The following is a 22,264-nucleotide window of genomic DNA, read 5'->3' as shown; positions in this document are numbered from 1 at the left end:
CAATCCGTCGGTGATGCCATGAACACCAAGCGCCCAGCCTGCGCGGCGCCTGCCCTCGAAACGCCCGCACCCGCCGCCAGCCAGACTTACAGCTACTGCAATCTGCGTCGTACCGAAACGGATAGCGCCGAATCGGCCAGCACCGCGCTGGCCGAGGAAGTCGCGCTGGCGATTGCCTTCAACGGCATCAGCCAGGCAGTCATGCTGGTAACGCCCACGGACCTGGAAGATTTCATCGTCGGCTTCAGCCTGGGCAGCGGCATCATCCAGGACGCCACGGACATCTATGACCTGCAACTCAGCGGCTCGGGTTCGGCGCAATACGCACAAGTGACCATCGCCAACCGCGCCTTCTGGAACCTCAAGCAGCAGCGTCGGCAACTGGCCGGTACCAGCGGTTGCGGGCTCTGTGGCGTGGAAGCGCTCGAGCAGGCGTTGCCGGACCTTCAGGTATTGCCCGGCGCCCCGTTGCCGCCGGTCGAATGGCTTAATGGCCTGCGCGAGCGCATCGGCGCCTTCCAGCCCTTGGGCCAACATTGCGGTGCGGTGCATGCCGCGGTGTTCATGAATGACAAAGGTGAGTTGTTGCTCGGCCGCGAAGATATCGGCCGGCACAACGCCCTCGACAAACTGATCGGCGGATTGATCCGCCAGAAGATCCCGACCGCTGGCGGGCTGGCGATTGTCACCAGCCGCTGCAGCCTCGAATTGATCCAGAAAGTCTTGCGCGCCGGCATCCAGACCCTGGTCAGCCTGTCGTCGCCCACGGGTCTTGCCGTGCAATGGGCCCGTCGCCACAACCTCAATCTCATCCATCTGCCACAGAAGAATGCACCGCGGGTCTACAGCCCAACGTTGGAGAATCAAGCGTGAGTCAACACCGTCAAGCCGATCAGAAACCCGTCCCTCGCTACAAGCCCTACAAAGGCCCGGCTGGTGGCTGGGGGGCACTGATCAGCGTGGCCCAGGCTTGGTTGACCAGCGACAACGCGCTGAAAAACTTGCGCATAATGCTCAAGACCAACCAGAACGGTGGCTTCGACTGCCCGGGTTGCGCCTGGGGTGATTCTCCGGAAAAGGGCATGGTGATGTTCTGTGAGAACGGCGCCAAGGCGGTGAACTGGGAGGCGACCAAACGTCGTGTTGACGCCAAGTTCTTCGCCAAACACAGCGTCACTTCGCTGCTGGAGCAAAGCGACTATTGGCTCGAATACCAGGGCCGCCTGACCGAGCCGATGAGCTATGACGCCGAGACCGATCGCTACAAGCCGATCAGCTGGGACGACGCATTCGCCCTGATCGCCAGGCATCTGAACGGCCTGTCGAGCCCCGATCAGGCCGAGTTCTACACTTCCGGCCGTGCCAGCAACGAAGCGGCGTACCTCTATCAGCTGTTCGTGCGCGCCTATGGCACCAACAACTTCCCTGACTGCTCGAACATGTGCCACGAGGCCAGCGGTGTCGCGTTGTCGCAAAGCGTCGGGGTCGGCAAAGGCACCGTGACCTTCGACGACTTCGAACACGCCGATGCGATTTTCGTCTGGGGCCAGAACCCCGGCACCAACCACCCGCGAATGCTCGAACCGCTACGCGAAGCGGTAAAACGCGGCGCGCAAGTGGTGTGCATCAACCCGCTCAAGGAGCGTGGCCTGGAGCGTTTCCAGCACCCGCAGCACGCGCTCGAAATGCTCACCAACGGCGACAAGCCGACCAACACCGCGTTCTTCCGCCCGGCCCTGGGCGGTGACATGGCGATCATGCGCGGCATGGCAAAATTCCTCCTGCTGTGGGAGCGCGACGCACAGAAAACCGGTGCCCCGGCGGTGTTCGACCATGACTTCCTCAACGAGCACAGCGTCAACGTGCTGGATTACCTGGCCGTCATCGACAACACCCCGTGGGAACAGATCGTCGAGCAGTCCGGCCTGAGCCTGGTGGAAATCGAGCAAGCCGCGCGCATGTACGCCAAAGGCAAGAACGTGATCATGTGCTGGGCCATGGGCATCACCCAGCACCGCCATTCGGTGGCGACCATCCAGGAAATCGCCAACCTGATGCTGCTGCGCGGCAACATCGGCCGGCCGGGTGCCGGCCTGTGCCCGGTGCGTGGCCACAGCAACGTGCAGGGCGACCGGACCATGGGCATCAATGAACGCCCTCCTGTCGCGTTCCTCGATGCCCTGGAGCGGCGCTTCCAATTCAAGGTGCCACGCGGCAACGGCCACAACGTGGTCGAGGCGATTCATGCGATGGCTGAAGGCCGGGCGAAAGTCTTCATCGGCCTCGGCGGCAACTTCGCCCAGGCCACGCCGGACAGCCCGCGCACGTTCCAGGCCCTGCGAAACTGCGACCTGACCGTGCAGATCAGCACCAAGCTCAACCGCAGCCATTTGACCCACGGTAAAGACGCGCTGATCCTGCCGTGCCTGGGCCGCACCGACATCGATATCCAGACCCAAGGCCCGCAAGCGATAACCGTCGAAGACTCGTTCAGCATGGTCCACGCCTCCAATGGTCAGCTGCAGCCGCTGTCGAACCAGATGCGCTCGGAGCCGGCGATCCTGGCCGGCATCGCTGCCGCGACCCTGGGCAGCCACCCGGTGGACTGGAACTGGATGGTGGCCGACTACAGCCGCATCCGCGACCTGATCGCCGAGACCATTCCCGGCTTCAAGGACTTCAATGAGAAGATCAAGAACCCGGGCGGTTTCTACCTGGGCAACAGTGCTGGCGCACGCAAGTGGAGCACCGCTTCGGGCCGGGCCAATTTCCGCTCGAACGCACTGCCCAAAGACCTGGTACACGAACGCACCCGCGCTACCGGTGTGCTGCCGGACCTGATCATGCAATCGATGCGTTCCCACGATCAGTACAACACCACCATTTATGGCCTCAACGACCGTTATCGCGGCGTGAAGGGTCAGCGGGACGTGTTGTTCGTCAACGAAGCCGACATCATTCGCCTGGGCTTCAAGCCGGGGCAAAAGGCCGACATCGTTTCGCTCTGGGACGATGGCGTGGAACGTCGGGTAAAAGGCTTCACGCTGCTGGCGTTTGATATCCCGGCCGGGCAAGCGGCGGCCTACTATCCGGAAGTGAACCCGTTGGTGCCGCTGGAAAGCACCGGCGATGACAGCCATACGCCGACATCGAAGTTTGTGGCGATCCGGTTGGAAGCGGCGAGTGAGACTGGGCTGATCATGGCCAGGTCTGCTTAATATGTTGTCTGAACTGGCCCCATCGCGAGCAAGCTCGCTCCCACAGGTTTTTTCTGTTGTTCACATAATCTGCGTTCGACTGAAATCCCTGTGGGAGCGAGCTTGCTCGCGATAGGGCCAGACCAATCACCAAAAACTCCGGACCCTGCACTTTCCTTTCGCCCACAAAAAAGGCCGCTTTCTTATGAAAACGGCCTTTGCGAAGTAGTAAAAGACCGGCAAAAAAACGTTAAGTTCCGCCCAAAAAACAGTAACTTGCAATATTGTATACAGGTCGTGTTATTCGTCGGATTTCGATTGTCACGCCCATTCCAGAGCCTCAGGATCGCGCCGTCATCCCCTTGAGGTTCCTCCATGAAGTTCTCCTCGATTCTCTTGTTGTCCCTTGGCCTGGTCAGCGGTATCGCGTCTGCTGGCGGCACCACCGAAGCCGGTGTAGGCGGCGCATTGGGCGGGGTTTTAGGCTCGGTCGTCGGTCAGTCGTTAGGCGGCAGTACAGGTTCCACCATCGGCGCGGCCCTGGGTGGCGCGGGTGGTAGCGCCGTCGGTGCAAACAAACACAGCCGTGGCGAAGCAGCCCTTGGCGGTGCGTTGGGCGCCGCGGGCGGTAACGTGGTCGGCCGCAGCGTGGGCGGCACCACCGGCAGCCTGATCGGCGCAGCAGCAGGCGGCGGCGCCGGTGGCGCGCTGGGTAACTACATGGGCAAAGAGTACGATAATGATGACGACGACGATCGTCGTTCGTATCGCGGCCATGGTGATCGTCGTTACTACCGTGACGGCCATCCGGGCCGTGGCCATGCCTATGGCCATCGCAAGAAGCACCACAAGTACTACCGCGACTAAGGCCTCGAGCACCTCGCTGGTAAGTACAACAAAAATCGCAGCCCAAGGGCTGCGATTTTTTTTGCCTTACTGATCCACCAGACGCTCCAGCGCCCCGCGCAACCCTGCAGGAATCGCCACGGGTTGATTCGACGCACGATCGACAAACACATGCACGAAGCGCCCCGCCGCGCAGGCCTCGTCTTCTCCCTGCTTGAACACGGCCAGTTCGTATTGCACCGAACTGTTGCCCAACTTGCCCACCCGCAGACCGATCTCGATGCGGTCCGGGAAGGCAATGGAAGCAAAGTAATCACAGGAGGAGCTCACCACGAACCCCACCACCTCACCATCATGGATATCCAGGCCGCCAACTTCGATCAGGTAAGTGTTCACCGCCGTATCGAAGAAGCTGTAGTAGGTAACGTTGTTGACGTGACCGTAGGCATCGTTGTCGTGCCAGCGGGTGGTGATGGGCTGGAAGTGGGGGTAGTCGGTGCGTTGGGGCATTGGCGTTGATTCCTGAGTGGGTTCGCCAGTCTAAGGCGAAACCGCGTTGTATTCATCGCGAGCAGGCTCGCTCCCACATTGGATCTCGACCAGACGCACTAGCTGTCTTCACCCGATCACCTGTGGGAGCGAGCCTGCTCGCGAAGGCGCCCTCACAGGCGCCGCATCAATCACTTGTCAGCAAAGCCCTTGCCAGCCGCCGCCAACTCCCCAATCAACCGCGCTGGCTGCCAGTGATCGCCCTGACGCGTCTCAAGGTCCATCAAGCGCCGGTGAATGTCCGCCAGCCCTTGCTGATCCGCCCAGGCCATCGGCCCGCCCTTGTCCGCCGGGAAACCATAGCCGTTGAGGTAGACCAGATCGATATCGTGAGCCGACCCGGCGATGCCTTCCTGCAGGATCTTCGCGCCTTCGTTGACCAGTGCCAGCAAGCAGCGCTCGAGAATCTCCTCCGGGCCGATCTCGCGGCGATGGAACCCTAGCCCTTCGCTGACCTCCAGCACCAGCGCATCCACCAGTGGATCATGTTCGGCCTGACGACTGCCCGGTTCATAGTGGTAAAAGCCGTTGCCACTCTTCTGGCCGAAACGTCCCTGCTCACACAAACGGTTATCCACCTGAACTTGCGGCGCATCCTGTCCAATGCCGGATAACTGGCGCGCGCGCCATTGCAGGTCGACGCCCACCACATCGAACATGCGGAACGGCCCCATGGCAAAACCGAAGCCTTGCAGCGCTGCGTCCACCTGATACGGATAAGCGCCTTCCAGCAGCATTTTTCGCGCTTCGAGCACATAGGTATTGAGCATGCGGTTGCCGATGAAACCGTCGCAATTGCCCGACACCACACTGACCTTGCCCATGCGCTGGCCGAGCGCCAGTGCCGCGTCGAGCACCGCCGGCGCCGTCTGTGCACCACGGACGATTTCCAGCAGCTTCATGATGTGCGCCGGGCTGAAGAAGTGCAGGCCCAGTACTTGTTGCGGACGGCGTGTGACCGCAGCAATGGCGTCGATGTCCAGCGCCGAGGTATTGCTGGCCAGAATGGCTTCGGGTTTGAGCAGGTCATCGAGCTCGCGGAAGATTTTCTGCTTGAGCTCAAGGTTTTCGTACACCGCTTCGATGACCAGGTCGACATCGCGGATGGCCGTATAACTATCTGCCGCCGTAACGCGCGCGACACGGGCATCGGCTTCGCTCTGATCAATCCGGCCCTGGCGCACGTTGTGGGCGTAGGTGTCCGCTACGGTAACCAGCGCTTGCTCCAGCATTTGCGGATTATTGTCGACCCACTGCACGGCCACTCCGGCGTTGGCCAGGCACATGACAATGCCACGGCCCATGGTGCCCGCGCCGATGACGGCGGCGCGCTGAATATTCGACGGTGTCTGGCTCATGTTTTGTTCTCTTGTTGGCGATCCGAAGACAGCCATCACCATAGTCAGCCACCGGGTTTTTTTGAAATTTATTCCTGTGATGAGCAACATTCAGCGGATGGATGTAGCACTGCCAGGCCCTGAGATTCCTGTGGGAGCGAGCCTGCTCGCGATAGCGGTGTGTCAGTCGCCATCACTGTTGAATGTGCCGGCCTCATCGCGAGCAGGCTCGCTCCTACACTGACCGTGTTTCAACCAGGTAGATGTTGCTCGGCCCACTCCCGCACCCTGGCATACGGATAATCCTCCAGCGCCGCAAACCCGGGAATCGACCGCGCCTTGAGCTTGGTGAACAACGGCACGCTGATCCCGCACAGAAACCGTGTCACGCGTTCAGCCGAAGGCAAGTTGCCCGTGTGCTGTTCGTGCCTGTGGATAAAACCGCCACACAGCGCCTCGAAATTCTTATCCACAAGCGCCGGCAACTCCGGTGGTGCCGGTAGCCGCGCCACTTGCCCATGACACACCGAACAATGCCCGCATTGCTGCGGGGCATTGTGGTCACCGAAATACTCGGCCAGGCGATAACCCAGGCAACGGTCGGTGGCGAACAGATCCAGCATCGCGTGAATCCGCGCGATCTCGGTGTGCTCATGCCGAGTGAAATAGCCGTGCAGTTCTTCGCCCAATGCGACGCTGTCGAACCCGCTTTGCAGCACGCTGTAGACCTCGGTCATCTGCTTGCTTTCGAGCTCCACCCAGCCCTTCTCCTGGAAATAATCCAGTGCCTTGACCACCCGACTGCGCTCGGCCTGATGCTGCTCGTACAACGCCTCGAAATTCACCGTGGCCCAGGTCCTGGCGCGGCTGGAAGTCTCGATGATCGCCGCGACAAAATCCCTGCGCTCGCCTTCAAAATGCGCCAATAGCGCCTCGGGCTCCTGCACATACTTGAAACGGTACTCGGCGTAGTAGGCGTAGCGCGGGGCGATCAACCCGCGCAATTCGAGTTGCACCAGCAAGGTCTTGAGCGGCAACTGGCGAATATTGCTCTGATCGGCCAATGGCCCCAGCAGAAACTCCCACTGCCCTTCAGTTGCCGCGGCATGCATCTCGTCAAGCACGCAACGGATGCCATCCAGCTCGGGCGTGTCGCCGTAGACGAAATTCTCCAGCACGTTGAGGCTGTCGCGGTTGGCCAACACCAGGCAGTCCGACGGCTGCCCGTCACGCCCGGCGCGGCCGATTTCCTGGCTGTAGTTTTCGATGGATTTTGGCAGGTCGAAATGCACCACGTTGCGGATGTCACTCTTGTCGATGCCCATGCCAAAAGCGATGGTGGCGACGATGCAATTGGACTGCCCGCCCATGAAGCGACGCTGGATCGCTTCCCGTTGCTCATGGGGCAACCCGGCGTGATAAGCCTCGGCCTGAATGCCGTTGCGGTTCAGGTGTTCGGCGATGTGCTCGGCGGTTTTCTGCAAGGTCACATAGATGATGCTCGGCTGGTCCGGACGCTGGCTCATCCACTCGACCAGGCGTCGGCGTTTGTCCGCTCCGCGAACCGGCTCCACCAGCAAATTGAGGTTCGGGCGATAGAAACCGGTGGTCACCACATCGTCGGCGGCGATGGCGAATTTCGCCTGCATGTCGGCGATGACCTTGGGCGTCGCCGTTGCGGTCAGCAGCAACACCTGCGGGATGTTGAACTGGCGTTGATAGTCGGGAAGCTTGAGGTAGTCCGGGCGAAAGTTATGCCCCCATTCGGAAATGCAGTGCGCCTCGTCCACCACCAGCAACGAGATCGGTACTTGCTGCAAAAAATGCCGGAAGCGCTCGTTCTTCAGGCGCTCCACGGAGATCATCAAGATCTTCAGTTCGCCGGATCTGGCCCGGGCCATGACGTCGCTGGCGTCATCGCGGCTCTGCGCCGAATCGATACTGCCCGCCGAGATGCCGTGGCGTTGCAGGAACGCCAGTTGATCCTGCATCAACGCCAGCAAGGGTGAGACCACCAGCGTCAGGTGCGGCAGCAACAGCGCCGGCAATTGGTAGCAAAGGGATTTGCCGGAGCCGGTGGGGAAAATCGCCGCCGCCGAACGCCCGGCCAGCACGGCACTGACGGCCGCCTCCTGACCGGGTCGAAATTGTGGATAACCGAAAACCTGTTCCAGGGTGTTGTGCATAAGCTGTCACTCCATTGACCGCTGCGGAGTCAAAAGCCTGGCCGGCGATCGCAGCGAGTCGAGAAAAGGTCGGGGGCAAAAACGATAGGGGATGATACAGCGGATGATTCAAAGGGCTTGAGGAATCGGGTAACTGGCAGATCGCTTTCGCGAGCAGGCTCGCTCCCACATTTGATCTTCAGCGCACAGGGTTCTGATGCTCAAACATAGATCAGTGGGGGAGCGAGCCTGCTCGCGAAGAGGCCAGCACACCCACCGCAAAATTCGAAATAGCCGACATTGTCCTGGGCCCCCTCTACCGAGATTTACTGCGAAGCGGCTGAAAACGCTGTAAGCATTTTTACCTCTCGCCATTCCACGTTGAAAACCCAGCACCAACGTGTAGTCCCCTTCCTCAAAATATGACAAAACCCTTACAAAGCCTGTCGATCTCAGCCGTCTTGTCCCGTAACGCCATACCCTCCTATAGTTTCCAGCGCGGCTGAAAACAGTGTCTCGGCCTGCCGGGAACACTTGCCGATTTCGCACAGGACCCACTCAATGAAAAACCCCGACCCACTGACAACCCGCTACCACCCTCTCAAGACCCGCTACAGCGAAACCCCGGTGCTGGTCATCGATACCGAGGCCGACCCCTTCGAGATCCTCGACGCCGCCCGACAACGCATCCACGCCGCCAGCGACCTGCTCGAAACCCTCTATTGCATGTGCTTCAAACAGGCCAATGCCAGCGACATCCCCAAGATCGTCAGCGCGCTGTACCTGCTGACCCAGGACGGCAATGACCTGCTCGACATCGCCCGGCAGCGTTTGCCGAAACTCACCGGCTGAAGCACCACCACAACCTCCTGTGGGAGCGAGCTTGCTCCGGGCGGCGTTCCGACGATGGCCATTTCGCGGACATCGACCTGTTACTTCTTACAGTTTCGGTCCGGCGAAAAAAGGCCCAGTCTGTCCTCAGTCAAAGCGAAGGACCGTCAATGCCGTGAACGCTCATCACCACACCGCGACACCGACGCTGTCGGTCATCGATCCGCGCACCTTGCTGGTTCGCAACGTCGGCTATTGCCGCCATCCCGACAGCCCGGAGATTGACCCACGTATCACCCGGCAACGCTTCGACGCGGCGGGGCGGTTGGTCGAGTCGTGGGACCCTCGGTTGTGGGGCACGGCGCCGAAGCCGAACCTGACCACGGTCTACGGCTTGATTGGCCAGCCGGTGCTGACGGACAGCGTCGATGCCGGGTGGCAGTTGAGTGTGCTGGATCAGGCGGGTTCGCCCTGTTCATTCTGGGATGCACGAGGCAGTCAGCGTCACACCGAGTTTGACGCCCAACAGCGGCCCGTCACCGTCACGGAACAGGCCGCGGGGGAACGACCTCGTGTGGTGGAACGCTTGACCTACGGTGATTCCAATCCTGCATTCGCCGAACACAACCAGTGCGGGCAGTTGATCCGTCATGACGATCCGGCGGGTACTCAAATCTTTCCCGTCTATGGGCTTGCCGGTGCGGTGCTGGTAGAAGATCGACGCTTCCTCGCTGACCTCGAAATACCTGATTGGCCCTTGGATATCGATGACCGCGAGGCGTGTCTGGAAGCCCAATCATTCATCACCCGCCATATCTTCAATCCCGGCGGTGAGCTTCAGGAACAAACCGATGCCATGGGCAACGTTCGCACCTTTGGTTACGACGTGGCGGGCAAACCGAGTGAGGTCTGGCTGCAAATGGCCGGTGAGAGCAAGCAGCCGCAATCCTTGGTCCACGACATTCGCTACAACGCCCAGGATCAGGTCGACCGCGAAACCGCCGGCAATGGGGTGCTGACCCAAGTCGAATACGCTGCCGATGACGGCCGGCTGATCCGGCTGGTAGCGGCAGTCGGAAACCAGAAACCCTTGCAGGACCTGAACTACGTCTACGACCCGGTGGGCAATATCGTCAAGCTGCACGACGAGTCCCAAGCCGTCAGCCATTTCAACAACCAGCGCATCGAGCCAATCAATCGCTACCGCTACGACAGCCTGTATCAACTGGTCGAAGCCCAGGGCTGGGAGGTCAGCCAGCCGAGTCATGGCCCGGCCCTGCCGACACTGCTGCCCACGCCGCTGGACCCCAACCAGCGGCGCAATTACACCCAATGCTTCGAGTACGACCGGGGCGGGAATTTGATTAGCCGCCAGCACAACGGCGCGCCCGGCTTCTCGATGTTCACCTCGGCACGAAGCAACCGCAGCCTCGCGCAACGGGACGACGGATCACTGCCGGGCGAGCCTGAAATCGCCTTGGGTTTCGATGCCGGTGGCAATCAATGGGAGCTGCAACGCGGGCAAGCCATGCTCTGGGACAGCCGCAATCAATTGAGCCGCGTGACGTTGGTCAACCGCGAAACCGAGCCCGACGACTACGAATGCTACCGCTACGCCCGCCCCGGCCACCGCTTGCGCAAAACGGGATTCGCCCACAGCAGCGGCCGCACCCTGCGCAGCGAAGTCCGTTACCTCCCCGGTCTGGAAATCCACCGTCAGGCCGACGGTGAAGAACACCACGTCATCAGCGTCGAAGCCGGGCGCAGTAGCGTGCGGGCACTGCACTGGCCCCAAGGTGCTCATGACGATCAATGGCGCTACAGCCTCAGCGATCACCTCGGTTCCAGCACCCTGGAACTGGATGACGAGGCGGGCGTGTTGACCCAGGAACACTATTATCCCTTTGGCGGCACGGCGTGCTGGGCGGGGAAAAGTGCGCTGGTGGCGCAGTACAAAACTATTCGCTACTCGGGTAAAGAGCGGGATGCGACCGGGCTTTATTACTATGGCTACCGGTATTACGCGCCGTGGTTGCAGCGCTGGGTCAGCACTGATCCGGCCGGGGATGTTGATGGTTTAAACTTTTATTGTTTTTGTGCCAACAACCCAATTAACCATCGTGATGAATTCGGGTTGGTAAGGGGGCGTGGCGATAGATTTGAAATTGCCCAGAGGATTAAAGGCGTAAAGTTTCTCGCTCGGGGCATTGACGAGATAAAGAGTAAAAGCCCTGAAAAAGGTCAGCGGTTAACTGAAGGTCTAGAAATAGCGTCTCAGTGGTCGACAAAAGCCGCCAATGCTCTGGAAATGCCTACAGTCGATGAATGGGTAAAAAAATTAGTTTCCATTGTGTTTGTCGGAGATGTACCTGTGTCAGTTTTGTTGCCAAAAATCAGGCTTATGGACTCAGCTATTAAGGAATACGCTACAGGTAAAAGAGATATTATTATGTTTAAATCAAGGAGCAATGCTGAACTGGCACACACTACTCCCATTGACCCTCATAGGCGTATTTTCATTTCTGAAGACTTGCTAGATGAATCACCTGATAAAGTTGCATGGTCGATATATCATGAAGGGACGCATTTTAAAACACTCGATGACAAAGTTGGGTTGAATAGTCTGGATTTCGCATACCTGGACTTCAGAAAGGTGGTAGTAGACGAATCTGCGTCGGATCAAAAAATGATGAAGAGAGAGCTGTTAGAGGCGCACATAGCTCGACAATCCGTGGAATCACTTTCAAAGGGCAAGCGGGAAAAATTTTTTAAAACATCGAAGGAAGAAGGCATCCGGGAAGCGTTGAGTAAAAGCCCTGATTTGACGACTAACGTGTTGTTAAATAATGCTGATTCATATGCCATGCTCGTTGCATCTATTGGGCTTAGATAGTTGTTTGCGCGATCCATTGAGTGAGGGTTTCCTTCGGTTCAACGCTTGTTCAACCCCCGAGCCAACCGATCCCCACCGAGTTGAATCACCGCCACCAACACCACCAGCAACACAATCACCGTCAACATGATCTGGCTATCAAACCGCTGATACCCATACCGATAGGCAATGTCCCCCAGCCCACCCGCGCCAATCGCCCCGGCCATGGCCGACGAGTTGATCATGGTCACCAGCGTAATTGTAAACCCGCCGACAATCCCCGGCAGCGCTTCCGGCAACAACACATGCCAAACGATGTGCCAACGCCGGCAACCCATCGCCTGCGCCGCTTCGATCAATCCATGATCGACCTCGCGCAAGCTGACCTCGGCAATGCGCGCAAAGAACGGCGTAGCCGCGATGGTCAGCGGCACCACGGCCGCCCACACGCCGTAGGTGGTGCCGACGATCAATCGGGTGAACGGAATCAGCGCCACCATCAAAATCAGAAACGGAATCGAGCGAAACAGGTTCACGAACGCACCCAGTGCGCGGTTCAGCGCCGGGGCTTCGTAGATGCCGCCCTTGGAGCTGGTGACCAGGATCACCGCCAGCGGAATGCCCGCCAACAGTGCGATCAACGACGACACGCCGACCATCAAAAACGTGTCGATGAAACCCTGCAGCAAGCGATCAAACCACATAACCCAATACCTCCACTTGTTGCGCCCAATGGCCGGCGCGTTGACGCAATTGCTCGGCATCGAGAGTCGAGCCGGTCACTGCCAGCAGCAGTTGCCCGAGGGCATGGCCCTGAATCCGTTCCACGCCGCCTTGCAGCAATCGCACACGGCCTCCGAGGGCGCTGAACAGTGCCGCCAGGTCCGGTTCGTCGCGTTGGCTGCCGGTGAACTGCAAGCGCAGGACCACGGCGGCGTCCGAGGAATTTGGCTGCGCCTGCAAACGGCTTTGCAGCTCTTTCGGCAATGTGTGTTGCAAGGGTGCCAGCAATGTCTTGCTGACCTCATGCTGTGGATTGCCGAACACTTCCCACACCGGCCCTTGCTCGACGATGCGCCCGTGTTCCAGGACAACCACGCGATCACAGATCTCACGGATTACCGCCATCTCGTGGGTGATCAGCACAATAGTCAGGCCCAGGCGCTGATTGATCTCGCGCAGCAGGCCGAGGATCGACTGCGTGGTCTCCGGGTCGAGCGCCGAGGTGGCTTCGTCGCACAACAGGATTTGCGGGTCATGCACCAGCGCCCGGGCAATGCCCACGCGCTGTTTCTGCCCGCCGGACAACTGCGCCGGGTAAGCCTTGTGCTTGGCCTGCAAGCCCACCAATTCCAACAGTTCGCGGACCTTCTGCTCGCGTTGTTCCTTGGGCACGCCGGCGACTTTCAGCGGCAGCTCGACGTTCTGCCAAACGGTCTTGGCCGACATCAGGTTGAAGTGCTGGAAGATCATGCCGATGCGCCGACGCAGCGCCACCAGGCGGTCTTCGTCGAACTCGCCGATGTCCACTTGATCGATCAGTACCCGACCGCTGCTCGGCTGTTCGAGGCGATTGATGGTGCGGATCAGCGACGACTTGCCGGCGCCGCTGCGGCCGATGATGCCGAACACTTCGCCGCGCTGGATCGCCAGGTCGATGCCGTGCAACGCGGCCACCGGTCCTTGCTGGCCGTTGTAGGTTTTACCCAGATTGATGAAGCGCACATGAGCACGATTGAGCTCGGGATGCAGCTCCGTTTGTGCAGCTTTTGCAGGCTCTGGAAGCTCCAGTCGCCGTTGGATGGCGGCGATCATGTTCAGCTTTCCCAACCGGCTTGATAGAGCTTGCCGTGAGCTTTATCCAGCGCGGCGCGCACAGCCGGTGAGTGCTGGTAGATGTCGACGAACTTGATCAGGCGCGGGTCGGTTTTGCTGTTCGGCTGGATCACGAATTGAATCACGTACTCCTTGTGATCAAGGCCGTCGAACAGCAGCGCGGAGCCCGCGTCGAAGGTTTTCGACAAGCGAATGTAGGCCGGATAGCCCTGCACCAGATCGGCATCGTCATAGGCACGAACCAATTGCACGGCTTCGACCTGGAGGATCTTGATGTGCTTCGGGTTGGCGATGATGTCTTCTTCGGTGGCCTTGTAGCCGACGCCGGGCTTGAGGGTGATCAGACCGGCCTTGGCCAGCAGCTGCAAGCCACGACCGCTGTTGATCGGATCGTTGGCGATGGCCACGCTGGCGCCTTGCGGCAGTTCGTCGAAGCTTTTGTATTTTTTCGAGTAGAGGCCGACGTTGTTGATGATCCCCGGTGCGAACGGCACCAGGTCGAAACCTGATGCAGCCTTGGCGTTTTCCAGGAACGGGATGTGCTGGAAGTAGTTCACGTCGATGTCGCCTGAAGCCAGGCTGACGTTCGGTGCGATCCAGTCGCTGAACTCCACCAGCTCGACTTTCAGGCCTTGTTTGGAGGCCTCTTCGACGGCCGCTTCAAGGGGAATGGCGAAGGCGGCGGTGGTGCCGATTTTCAGTGGCGCGTCGGCGGCGAAGGTTGCCGAGCTGAGCAGGCCGAGGGTCAGGGCCAGTGCTTTGACTGGGTGAGAGAGGTAGTTCTTTTTCATGATCAGGTTTTCCAGTCAGTGCATAGAGTTTGTGGTGTCTGTTCGGGCCTCATCGCGAGCAAGCTCGCTCCCACAGTGGATCTCGGGTGTTCACAAAACCCCTGTGGGAGCGAGCTTGCTCGCGATGCTTTTAGCGTCGGAAAGCCGAGCCGGTATGTTGCTCAGGCAAAAACGCCTCTCGCTGAAACAGCTTTTCGCGCAAGGTGCCGCTGTCGTACGCCGTCTTGTACGAGCCCCGCCGTTGCAACTCGGGAATCACCAGTTCGATGAAATCCTCATAGCTTTCCGGCGTGACGATGCGGGTCAGGTTGAAGCCATCCAGCCCGGTTTCGGCGATCCACGACTCCAGCTCATCCGCCACTTGCTGCGGCGAACCGACCACAGTGATGTAGCGACCGCCGAGGGCGTGTTGTTCCAGCAATTTGCGTCGGGTCCAGTCGTTGTTTTGCAGGTGTTTGGTGGCGGACTGGATCGCGTTGCTTTTCACGTACTGGATCGGCTCGTCGATTTCATACTGGGAAAAATCGATCCCGGTGGACGCCGAGAAGTGCGCAACACCCGCCTCGGCACTGGCGTAGCCCAGGTATTCGGCGTGCTTCTTCCAGCCAAGCTCTTCGGTGGCGCCAACGATCACGTTCAGCCCCATGAACACCTTGATGTCCTCGGGATTGCGCCCGGCGGAGGCGGCCGCGGTGCGCACCTTGTCCACCTGCGCCTTGGTCGATGCCTTGGTCTGGCCGCTGATGAACACGCACTCGGCATGTCGCCCGGCGAACAGCAACCCGCGATCCGAGCTGCCAGCCTGGAACAGCACCGGCGTGCGCTGCGGCGAGGGTTCGCAGAGGTGATAACCCTCGACCTGATAGAACTCGCCCTTGTGCTCGACCTTGTGCACTTTGTCCGGCTGCGCGTAGATCCGTTGCTGCGGATCGTTGAGTACCGCGCCGTTTTCCCAACTGCCTTCCAGGAGTTTGTAGAGCACCTCCAGGTACTCGTCGGCCTGGTCATAGCGGCGGTCATGCTCGACCTGTTCGCTCAGGCCCATGGCCTTGGCGGCGCTGTCGAGATAGCCGGTGACGATGTTCCAGCCGACACGCCCGCGACTCAGGTGATCCAGCGTCGACAGGCGGCGGGCGAACAGATACGGGGCTTCGTAGGTGAGATTGGCGGTCAGGCCGAAGCCGAGGTTTTTCGTTACCGCCGCCATCGCTGAAACCAGCAACAGCGGGTCGTTGACCGGCAACTGGATCGACTCTTTGAGCGGCACGTCCACCGAGTTCTGGTAGACGTCGTAGACCCCGACGATGTCGGCGATGAACAGGCCGTCGAACAGCCCGCGCTCCAACAGCTGCGCCAGTTCGGTCCAGTATTCGATCGTGTTGTAGCGGGTGGATGTGTCGCGCGGATGCGTCCACAAGCCATGGTTGATGTGCCCGATGCAATTCATGTTGAAGGCATTGAGCAGGATTTTCTTTTTCACGGCGGCCATTCAGATGGTCCCCCGCAGTGGCGGGTTTTCATCGTTGAGGTAGTAATTGCCGACGGCGTGGTACTTCCAGCGCACCGGGTCGTGCAGGGTGTGCACCCGGGCGTTGCGCCAGTGGCGGTCGAGGCCGTGTTCGATCAGGGTTGCCTGGCTGCCGGCCAGTTCGAACAGTGTGCTGCCGGCGGCCAGGGAGATTTCGGTACTGAGGGCGCGGGCTTCGGCGACGGCAATCGACGCGGCCGCGACGGTCTGTGCATGGGTGTCGGCCTGGGCCTTGTCGAGGTATTCACCGGCACGCTCCAGCAGTGCTTCGGCGGCGTGCAGGCGAATGCTCAGGTGGCCGAAGCTCTTGAGGGTCAGCGGATCGTCCGTGGCTTTTTCGTGGGTGGCGTCGATCCACGGCCGGGTTTTCGTGCGCACGAAGTGCAGTGCATCTTCATAGGCGGCGCGGGCGATGCCGGTGTCGATGGCGGCATGGAGAATCTGCGCCAGCGGGCCGACCGGGGTCGGGCGCTCGAAAGCACTCTGAAAGGGGATGACATCTTCGGCGGCGACGTAGACATCTTCGAACACCACCGAACCGCTGCCGGTGGTGCGCTGGCCGAAGCCGCTCCAGTCGTCGATCACGCTCAGGCCCTTGCTGTTGCGCGGGACGAACGCCAGTTGCTGCACGCCATTTTCATCCACCACCGAAGTGGGAATGCGCTGGGCGTAGATCGCGCCGGTGGCGTAGAACTTGCGACCGTTGATGCGATAGCCGCTGGCGTCGCGAGTCAGGCTGGTGACGCGATCGTGTGCGGTTTTAGTGCCGAGTTCGGCCAACGCATTGCCGAAGCGCTGACCGGCCAAAACCTCGGCGTACAGGCGTTGCTTCTGCTCATGGCTGCCGTTCACCCGCAGTACTTCGAGGGCATAGAAATGGTTCTGCGGGATCTGCCCCAGGGAGCCGTCGGCCCGGGCGATCAAGGCGATGACCTTGGCCAGGGTGACGTTGGAAACACCGGCGCCGCCGTATTCCTTTGGCACACTGATGCCCCACAGGCCCGAGCGGGAAAACACCTCCAGTTCCGGGTGTGGCAAACGACGCTCGCGGTCGCGTGTGGCGCTGTCGCGCTTGAAGTCTTCGGCAAGGTCGCTGGCGACGATCAGGGCTTGCTCATCGCTGGTGATGACCGCGACGGGGTGAGAACTTGTCATGTGTTTCTCCAGATGTCTGGTCGTCAGATCCAGGAATGGCGATTAGGCAGCGTGCCGTTGAGGCGATAGGCGCCGACCGCGTGATACTTCCAGCGCACTGGATCGTGCAGGGTGTGCACCCGGGCATTGCGCCAGTGGCGGTCGAGGTTGAATTCGGCGAGGGTCGCGCGACTGCCGGCCAGTTCGAGCAGCTTTTCGCTGGCCAGCAACGAAATCTCGGTGGTCAGCACTTTGGCCTCGGCCACGGCAATCGAGGCGCGGGCGGCAGACTCGGCGGTGAAGGGTGTGGCGCTGACTTCATCGAGCACTTGTCCGGCCTTGCGCAGCAGCGCTTCGGCGGCGTGCAATTCGATTTTCAACTTGCCGATATCGGCGATCACGTACAGGTCATCACTGGCCCGCTCGACCTTGGCGTCGATCCACGGTCGGGCGCGGGTTTTCACGAAGTCGATGGCGTCGTCGATGGCACCTCGGGCGATACCGGCGTCGATGGCCGCTTGAATCAGCTGCGAGACGGCACCCTGGATGTTCGGTGTGTCGTTGATCCGCCAGTTATCCACCACCAGTTCGGGGTCGGCCTGCACGTTGTTGAGCAAAATCGTGCCACTGGCGGTGGTGCGCTGACCAAACCCGGACCAGTCATCGACGATGCGCAATCCCGGTGTACCGCGCCGGATGAACGCCAGCACTTGTTTGCCGTCATCGTTCAACGCTTTGACCGCGACCCAATGGGCGAACAGTGCGCCGGTTGAATAGAACTTCTGGCCATTGAGGACGCCGTCAGCGGTGATGCGAGCCTTCAGTTCCAGGGTGTTTTTGCTGCCGCGTTCCGGCCCGGCATTGCCGATGCGCCAGCCATCCAGAACGCTTTTGAACAGCAGATTTTTCTGCGCTTCGGTGGCGCTGCCGAGTACCAGGTTAAGAATGCCGAACTGGTTTTGCGGGATCTGCCCAAGCGCCGGGTCGGCCGCGGAAATGATCGCGAAGACCTCGGCCAGGGTGACGAACGAAACCTGTGGGCCGCCGTACTCGCGGGGGATGGAAATGCTGCCCAGGCCGCTGCGGGTGAACTGTTCGATTTCCGCCCATGGCAGCTTGCGCTGCCGGTCACGTTTGGCCGCTTGCAGGCGGGCGACTTGCGCCAGTTCGTGGGCCGCCTTGATGGCTTGAGCGTCATTGCGCAAGACTTTTGCGGGCAACAACAGCGGGGCGATGTCCAGATCACTCTGGACGATTGCATCTGCCAGACTGGACATCAGTGCCGCTCCTTGGCTGCACGCAATGCCCTGGCGATCTGCACTGGGGTGATTGTGTTCCGGACCATACCTACCTCACATCTTATGGAAGCGCCGCTTGTGGCCGCGCATGAAAACAAGGATGTCCGGTGGTCCGGTGCATATACCCTAAACGTGTATAAATATTTTATGAACTAACTTTTAGGAATATGCATAGAAGGATGATTCCGCTGGTGTGCACCGACCCCTGTGGCGAGGGAGCAAGCCCCCTCGCCACAGGGGGTGTGATCATTTTTCGCGGGGTTCAGCAGCCTTGAGGGGATGTTTCTTCGGGACTTTCAGATAGGGATTGGCACAACCAATCTTCAGCGTACGTGCTGGCGCCCAGCGGGAGTTATTACCAACCCGGTCGAGGATGCAGTAAGTCACTTCCAGCCGCAGGTCTTCGCCGGCTTCGAGGATGATGGCCGGCGGTATCCAGACCTGAACCGGCTGACCCACATCGGCGGACTTGAGCCGTGGCAGATCCATGCGCACATCGCCCCAGCGCAGGGTGATTTCATCGTCGACGGCCATGTTCAGGTACGGCTCGATGGTCAAGGGAACACCGCGCTTGACCTGGCTCGGATTGACCCCCTGACGGCGAATCGCCTCGGGAATGCTCACCGGTGCCAGGCACTGGTTTTCATCGCCGCACAGCGCGGAGGGTTGGCCGCCCGGGCAGTCGAGTTTGATCTGCACGTTTCGGCTGGCCGATATCGTCGGGCTTCGACCAACTTGCATGACCCGGTAGTGAATGCACGAAGTACCGTTGGCGACAAAACTTTCAGGCACCCGCAGCTGCACCGGTTGGCCGACATCGCTGGCCGTCAGCACGCGGGAGGCCACGTAGCAGTTGTCCCAGAACAGTTCGATCAGGTCGCCTTCGTCCATGGCGGGGTAGGGCGCTACCTCGATCAGCAGGCGCGCCGCGCAAGTGACGTTGATGCCGGTCTTGTTGGATTGCGCCAGGGTCGGGGCCACAAGCCCGGATTTGTTCGAGGTGCTGTTCATGAAGTCTCCTTGAAGTCTTGCAACGAAGTCCGTTTCTGGAATATCAAAAACCAATAATTGAACAGAAAAACCATTCATTACTTTGAGTTTAAATAATGATTCAAGCGTGATGAGTGTCGCTGGCTGGAGGCTAGATAAGAGCCAGGAAGATCAGGTGTCAATAAGATTTGTTAGTTGTGGGTGGTGTGTGGTGCTATTCAGAAAGTTCCTACGCTCCCAAGTAAGTAAACCACGCCGTTGCGTCGAATTTATCTACTGAAATCGGGGAAATACGGGAGGGTTTGTGCAAGTCGCAAGCACTGTCTTGCGATGGGTGATCTGGTTTGGTTGACACTGTTTAATTGTGGCGATGCATATGTATGTGCGGTGTGCGCACACAAGATATGCGTCTCGAATAGATAGGTTTAGTTTGATATTGATGACGCGTATTTCGAGGGGGGGTAACTTCCATCCGTGGAAGATTACACCGTTGTTGCGCAGGGTTATTAGTTGTGAGCGTTATTCAGGAACTTGCTCAGGAACTGTTTCGTCCGTTCTTCTTTCGGGTTGGCAAACAACGCCTTTGCTTCGCCTTGCTCGACGATCACGCCCTTGTCGAAAAACACCACACGGTTGGCCACGTCCCGGGCAAAGCCCATTTCGTGGGTGACGATCACCATGGTGCGCTTCTCTTCGGCCAGGCCGCGGATGGTCGCCAATACCTCGCCCACCAGCTCCGGGTCGAGGGCCGAGGTCGGCTCATCGAACAGGATCACTTCCGGCTCCATCGCCAGCGCCCGGGCAATCGCCACGCGCTGTTGCTGGCCACCGGAGAGGCGACGCGGGTAAGCGTCCTCCTTACCCGCCAGACCGACCTTGGCCAGGAGCTTTTTACCCAGGGCAACGGCATCGGCGTGCGCGATCTTCTTCACGATGATCGGGCCTTCGATGACGTTTTCCAGGGCGGTGCGATGGGGGAACAGGTTGAAGTTCTGGAACACGAAACCTACGTGCTGGCGCAAACGCCGCACCAGGCTCTGCTGCTGGTTCAGGGGGCGGCTGGTATCTACCTCGATATCGCCGACCTTGATCCGGCCGCTGGTGGGTTCTTCCAGAAAATTCAGGCAGCGCAGGAAGGTGGTCTTCCCCGAGCCGCTAGGGCCGATGATCGCGACCACCTCGCCTTCCTTGACCTCAAGATCGATGCCGTTGAGCACGACTTGACCCTTGAACTGCTTTGTCAGTTTTTCCACGACAATCATTGGGTCAGGACTCCTGGTCGTGCCGATTGACCCGCGCTTCCAACTGGTTCTGCAGGTGCGAAAGCACCGTGGCCAGGACCCAGTAGATCAGTGCGGCGGCAAGATACATGGTGAAGATTTCGAAGGTGCGAGCGGTGATCAACTGTGCCTGACGGAACAGCTCCGGCACCTGGATGGTGGCGGCCAGCGCAGTGTCCTTGACCAGCGAAATGAAGCTGTTGCCCAGCGGCGGCAATGCAGTGCGCATTGCCTGCGGCAGGATGGCCCGGCGCAGGGTTTGCGCGCGGGTCATGCCGATACTGGCAGCCGCTTCCCACTGGCCGCGCTCGATGGAGCTGATCGCGGCACGCAGGATTTCACAGGCGTAGGCGGCCATGTTCAGCGAGAAGCCGATCAGGGCCGCCGGCAGCGGATCCAGTTCCAGACCCAGTTGCGGCAAGCCGTAATAGATCACGAACAGTTGCACCAGCAACGGCGTGCCGCGAAAGAACGACACGTAGATGCGGGCGATCCAGCTCACCAGTTTGAAGCGCGACAGGCGCATCAGCGCCAGGCCGAAGCCCATCACCAGGCCGAAGAACATCCCGCCCAGGCTGAGGATCACCGTGTAATACGCGCCCTTGAGCAGAAAGGGCGCGGAGTCCAGTGCGAGTTGGAAAGCTTCTCCCATTATTGAGTGACGTCTGCGTTGAAGTATTTTTCCGAGAGCTTTTTCAGGGTGCCATCGGCGCGTAGCTTATCGATTGCCTTGTTCACCGCGGCCAGCAGTTCAGGCTCGCCTTTGCGCAGGGCAATGCCGGCTTCCTGACGGGAGAACGCATCACCGGCGGCGGTGGTGTCCTTGGCTTTCTTGGCGTATTCCAGCGCGGCGAGGCGGTCGATCAGGATGGCGTCGATACGGCCGACACGCAGGTCCTGGAACTTGGTCGGATCATCTTCGTAGGTGCGGATGTCAGCGGTCGGCACATTGGCTTTCACCCACTCTTCGTAGTTGGTGCCCAGGCCTACGCCGACTTTCTTGCCGGACAGGTCGGCGGCGGACTTGATGTTCAGCTCGGCAGCCTTCTTCGTCAGCACCAGCGCCTGAATCCCGGAAACGGTGTACGGCTCGGAGAAGTCATACTTCTTCTTGCGCTCTTCGGAGATCGTCACCTGGTTGATCACTGCGTCCAGGCGCTTGGATTCCAGGGCCGCGAGGATGCCGTCCCATTTGGTCGGTTGCAGTTTGACCTTCACGCCCAGCTCTTTGGCCAGGGCTTCGGAGAACTCGACTTCGAAGCCGGTCAGTTTGCCGTCGGCGTCGACGAAGCTGAACGGTGGGTAGGTGCCTTCCAGGCCGACGTTGATCACGCCTTTGTCCTTGATTTGTTGCAGTTGCTCACCGGCAACCGCCTGGCCAATCAGGCCGGCGCTCAGTGCCAGGCTCAGCGAACCCATCAGCAGATTGCGACGTAGTGCGGAAAAATTCATGACAAGCCCCTGTGTTTTCTTATGGAAGACGCTTTAGGAAAGTTGGCAAATTCGGGATTTTGACGACTGCGATATCCTGCCCTAAAGCAGCTTATGCGTCTCGTTGCAAATTCGCCTGCGGCGTGACTATAAGATGATGCCGTTAGATAGGAAAATAA

Annotated in this window: 18 protein-coding genes; 5 read left to right on the top strand and 13 right to left on the bottom strand. The window is 59.7% G+C overall.

Features of this window, described 5'->3' with window-relative positions:
* The first annotated feature begins 18 nt into the window (after positions 1–18).
* The 3 genes from fdhD (at position 19) to AC3IT9_RS01175 (ending at position 4,064) form a co-directional block, all read left to right on the top strand.
* A complete protein-coding gene (gene fdhD, locus AC3IT9_RS01185) occupies positions 19–873 on the top strand; it encodes a formate dehydrogenase accessory sulfurtransferase FdhD (protein ID WP_423505518.1) in 855 nt (284 codons plus the stop codon).
* Positions 870–3,218, top strand: a complete 2,349-nt coding sequence (locus tag AC3IT9_RS01180) for an FdhF/YdeP family oxidoreductase (RefSeq protein WP_489271741.1) — start codon at positions 870–872, stop codon at positions 3,216–3,218. Before fdhD ends, AC3IT9_RS01180 begins: the two co-directional genes overlap by 4 nt.
* Positions 3,219–3,572: 354 nt before the next feature.
* A complete protein-coding gene (locus AC3IT9_RS01175; protein ID WP_150726474.1) occupies positions 3,573–4,064 on the top strand; it encodes a glycine zipper domain-containing protein in 492 nt (163 codons plus the stop codon).
* Positions 4,065–4,130: 66 nt separating this feature from the next.
* Here AC3IT9_RS01175 and AC3IT9_RS01170 read toward each other — a convergent pair whose 3' ends face one another.
* The 3 genes from AC3IT9_RS01170 to AC3IT9_RS01160 form a co-directional block, all read right to left on the bottom strand.
* Positions 4,131–4,553 carry an acyl-CoA thioesterase gene (locus AC3IT9_RS01170; protein WP_150726473.1) on the bottom strand — a complete coding sequence of 141 codons (423 nt, stop codon included), beginning with the start codon at positions 4,551–4,553 and terminating at the stop codon, positions 4,131–4,133.
* A 170-nt stretch (positions 4,554–4,723) separates the two neighbouring features.
* Entirely contained in the window at positions 4,724–5,950 is a 1,227-nt protein-coding gene (locus AC3IT9_RS01165; protein WP_353741861.1) for a 3-hydroxyacyl-CoA dehydrogenase, read from the bottom strand.
* A 230-nt stretch (positions 5,951–6,180) separates the two neighbouring features.
* Complete coding sequence (locus AC3IT9_RS01160) at positions 6,181–8,115, bottom strand: RecQ family ATP-dependent DNA helicase (protein ID WP_489271739.1); 1,935 nt, start codon at positions 8,113–8,115, stop codon at positions 6,181–6,183.
* Between the two features lie 540 nt (positions 8,116–8,655).
* Between AC3IT9_RS01160 and AC3IT9_RS01155 the strand changes: the two genes are divergently transcribed.
* Together AC3IT9_RS01155 and AC3IT9_RS01150 are read left to right on the top strand one after the other, a co-directional pair.
* Complete coding sequence (locus AC3IT9_RS01155) at positions 8,656–8,946, top strand: hypothetical protein (RefSeq protein ID WP_150726470.1); 291 nt, start codon at positions 8,656–8,658, stop codon at positions 8,944–8,946.
* A gap of 154 nt (positions 8,947–9,100) precedes the next feature.
* Positions 9,101–11,818 (top strand): RHS repeat domain-containing protein, encoded by a 2,718-nt coding sequence (locus tag AC3IT9_RS01150; RefSeq protein ID WP_489271737.1) that lies wholly within the window; start codon positions 9,101–9,103, stop codon positions 11,816–11,818.
* 38 nt (positions 11,819–11,856) lie between these two features.
* Here AC3IT9_RS01150 and AC3IT9_RS01145 read toward each other — a convergent pair whose 3' ends face one another.
* The 10 genes from AC3IT9_RS01145 to tcyJ form a co-directional block, all read right to left on the bottom strand.
* The gene (locus AC3IT9_RS01145; RefSeq protein WP_030128490.1) at positions 11,857–12,501 is read right to left on the bottom strand and encodes a methionine ABC transporter permease; all 645 of its coding nucleotides are present in this window, start codon (positions 12,499–12,501) and stop codon (positions 11,857–11,859) included.
* The gene (locus AC3IT9_RS01140) at positions 12,491–13,612 is read right to left on the bottom strand and encodes a methionine ABC transporter ATP-binding protein (RefSeq protein WP_489271735.1); all 1,122 of its coding nucleotides are present in this window, start codon (positions 13,610–13,612) and stop codon (positions 12,491–12,493) included. Before AC3IT9_RS01140 ends, AC3IT9_RS01145 begins: the two co-directional genes overlap by 11 nt.
* 2 nt (positions 13,613–13,614) lie before the next feature.
* Positions 13,615–14,424, bottom strand: coding sequence for a MetQ/NlpA family ABC transporter substrate-binding protein (locus AC3IT9_RS01135; RefSeq protein ID WP_489271734.1), 810 nt, complete (start codon positions 14,422–14,424; stop codon positions 13,615–13,617).
* Positions 14,425–14,554: 130 nt separating this feature from the next.
* On the bottom strand, positions 14,555–15,913 hold the full coding sequence (locus AC3IT9_RS01130; protein ID WP_489271733.1) for an LLM class flavin-dependent oxidoreductase: 1,359 nt from the start codon (positions 15,911–15,913) through the stop codon (positions 14,555–14,557).
* Positions 15,914–17,107 (bottom strand): SfnB family sulfur acquisition oxidoreductase, encoded by a 1,194-nt coding sequence (locus tag AC3IT9_RS01125; protein ID WP_489271732.1) that lies wholly within the window; start codon positions 17,105–17,107, stop codon positions 15,914–15,916.
* 23 nt (positions 17,108–17,130) lie between these two features.
* Positions 17,131–18,363: an SfnB family sulfur acquisition oxidoreductase gene (locus AC3IT9_RS01120; RefSeq protein ID WP_489271730.1), complete on the bottom strand. Its 1,233-nt coding sequence runs from the start codon at positions 18,361–18,363 to the stop codon at positions 17,131–17,133.
* A gap of 267 nt (positions 18,364–18,630) precedes the next feature.
* Positions 18,631–19,395, bottom strand: coding sequence for a hypothetical protein (locus tag AC3IT9_RS01115; RefSeq protein ID WP_150726463.1), 765 nt, complete (start codon positions 19,393–19,395; stop codon positions 18,631–18,633).
* Positions 19,396–19,880: 485 nt separating this feature from the next.
* Positions 19,881–20,636, bottom strand: a complete 756-nt coding sequence (gene tcyN / locus AC3IT9_RS01110) for an L-cystine ABC transporter ATP-binding protein TcyN (protein ID WP_150726462.1) — start codon at positions 20,634–20,636, stop codon at positions 19,881–19,883.
* A gap of 4 nt (positions 20,637–20,640) precedes the next feature.
* Positions 20,641–21,306, bottom strand: a complete 666-nt coding sequence (gene tcyL / locus AC3IT9_RS01105; protein WP_046040764.1) for a cystine ABC transporter permease — start codon at positions 21,304–21,306, stop codon at positions 20,641–20,643.
* Positions 21,306–22,106: a cystine ABC transporter substrate-binding protein gene (gene tcyJ, locus AC3IT9_RS01100; protein ID WP_150755943.1), complete on the bottom strand. Its 801-nt coding sequence runs from the start codon at positions 22,104–22,106 to the stop codon at positions 21,306–21,308. The genes tcyL and tcyJ overlap by 1 nt, the downstream gene beginning before the upstream one ends.
* Positions 22,107–22,264 lie beyond the last annotated feature (158 nt).

The sequence above is a fragment of the Pseudomonas sp. KH_046_1 genome (assembly GCF_057839025.1).
This window is presented reverse-complemented; position numbering and strand designations above follow the sequence as displayed.

Excerpts from the sequence above, each read along its gene's own strand:
- fdhD (WP_423505518.1), top strand. The coding sequence starts at position 19 with ATGAACACCAAGCGCCCAGCCTGCGCGGCGCCTGCCCTCGAAACGCCC.
- AC3IT9_RS01175 (WP_150726474.1), top strand. The coding sequence starts at position 3,573 with ATGAAGTTCTCCTCGATTCTCTTGTTGTCCCTTGGCCTGGTCAGCGGT.
- AC3IT9_RS01170 (WP_150726473.1), bottom strand. The coding sequence starts at position 4,553 with ATGCCCCAACGCACCGACTACCCCCACTTCCAGCCCATCACCACCCGC.
- AC3IT9_RS01165 (WP_353741861.1), bottom strand. The coding sequence starts at position 5,950 with ATGAGCCAGACACCGTCGAATATTCAGCGCGCCGCCGTCATCGGCGCG.
- AC3IT9_RS01160 (WP_489271739.1), bottom strand. The coding sequence starts at position 8,115 with ATGCACAACACCCTGGAACAGGTTTTCGGTTATCCACAATTTCGACCC.
- AC3IT9_RS01155 (WP_150726470.1), top strand. The coding sequence starts at position 8,656 with ATGAAAAACCCCGACCCACTGACAACCCGCTACCACCCTCTCAAGACC.
- AC3IT9_RS01145 (WP_030128490.1), bottom strand. The coding sequence starts at position 12,501 with ATGTGGTTTGATCGCTTGCTGCAGGGTTTCATCGACACGTTTTTGATG.
- AC3IT9_RS01140 (WP_489271735.1), bottom strand. The coding sequence starts at position 13,612 with ATGATCGCCGCCATCCAACGGCGACTGGAGCTTCCAGAGCCTGCAAAA.
- AC3IT9_RS01135 (WP_489271734.1), bottom strand. The coding sequence starts at position 14,424 with ATGAAAAAGAACTACCTCTCTCACCCAGTCAAAGCACTGGCCCTGACC.
- AC3IT9_RS01130 (WP_489271733.1), bottom strand. The coding sequence starts at position 15,913 with ATGGCCGCCGTGAAAAAGAAAATCCTGCTCAATGCCTTCAACATGAAT.
- AC3IT9_RS01125 (WP_489271732.1), bottom strand. The coding sequence starts at position 17,107 with ATGACAAGTTCTCACCCCGTCGCGGTCATCACCAGCGATGAGCAAGCC.
- AC3IT9_RS01120 (WP_489271730.1), bottom strand. The coding sequence starts at position 18,363 with ATGTCCAGTCTGGCAGATGCAATCGTCCAGAGTGATCTGGACATCGCC.
- AC3IT9_RS01115 (WP_150726463.1), bottom strand. The coding sequence starts at position 19,395 with ATGAACAGCACCTCGAACAAATCCGGGCTTGTGGCCCCGACCCTGGCG.
- tcyN (WP_150726462.1), bottom strand. The coding sequence starts at position 20,636 with ATGATTGTCGTGGAAAAACTGACAAAGCAGTTCAAGGGTCAAGTCGTG.
- tcyL (WP_046040764.1), bottom strand. The coding sequence starts at position 21,306 with ATGGGAGAAGCTTTCCAACTCGCACTGGACTCCGCGCCCTTTCTGCTC.
- tcyJ (WP_150755943.1), bottom strand. The coding sequence starts at position 22,106 with ATGAATTTTTCCGCACTACGTCGCAATCTGCTGATGGGTTCGCTGAGC.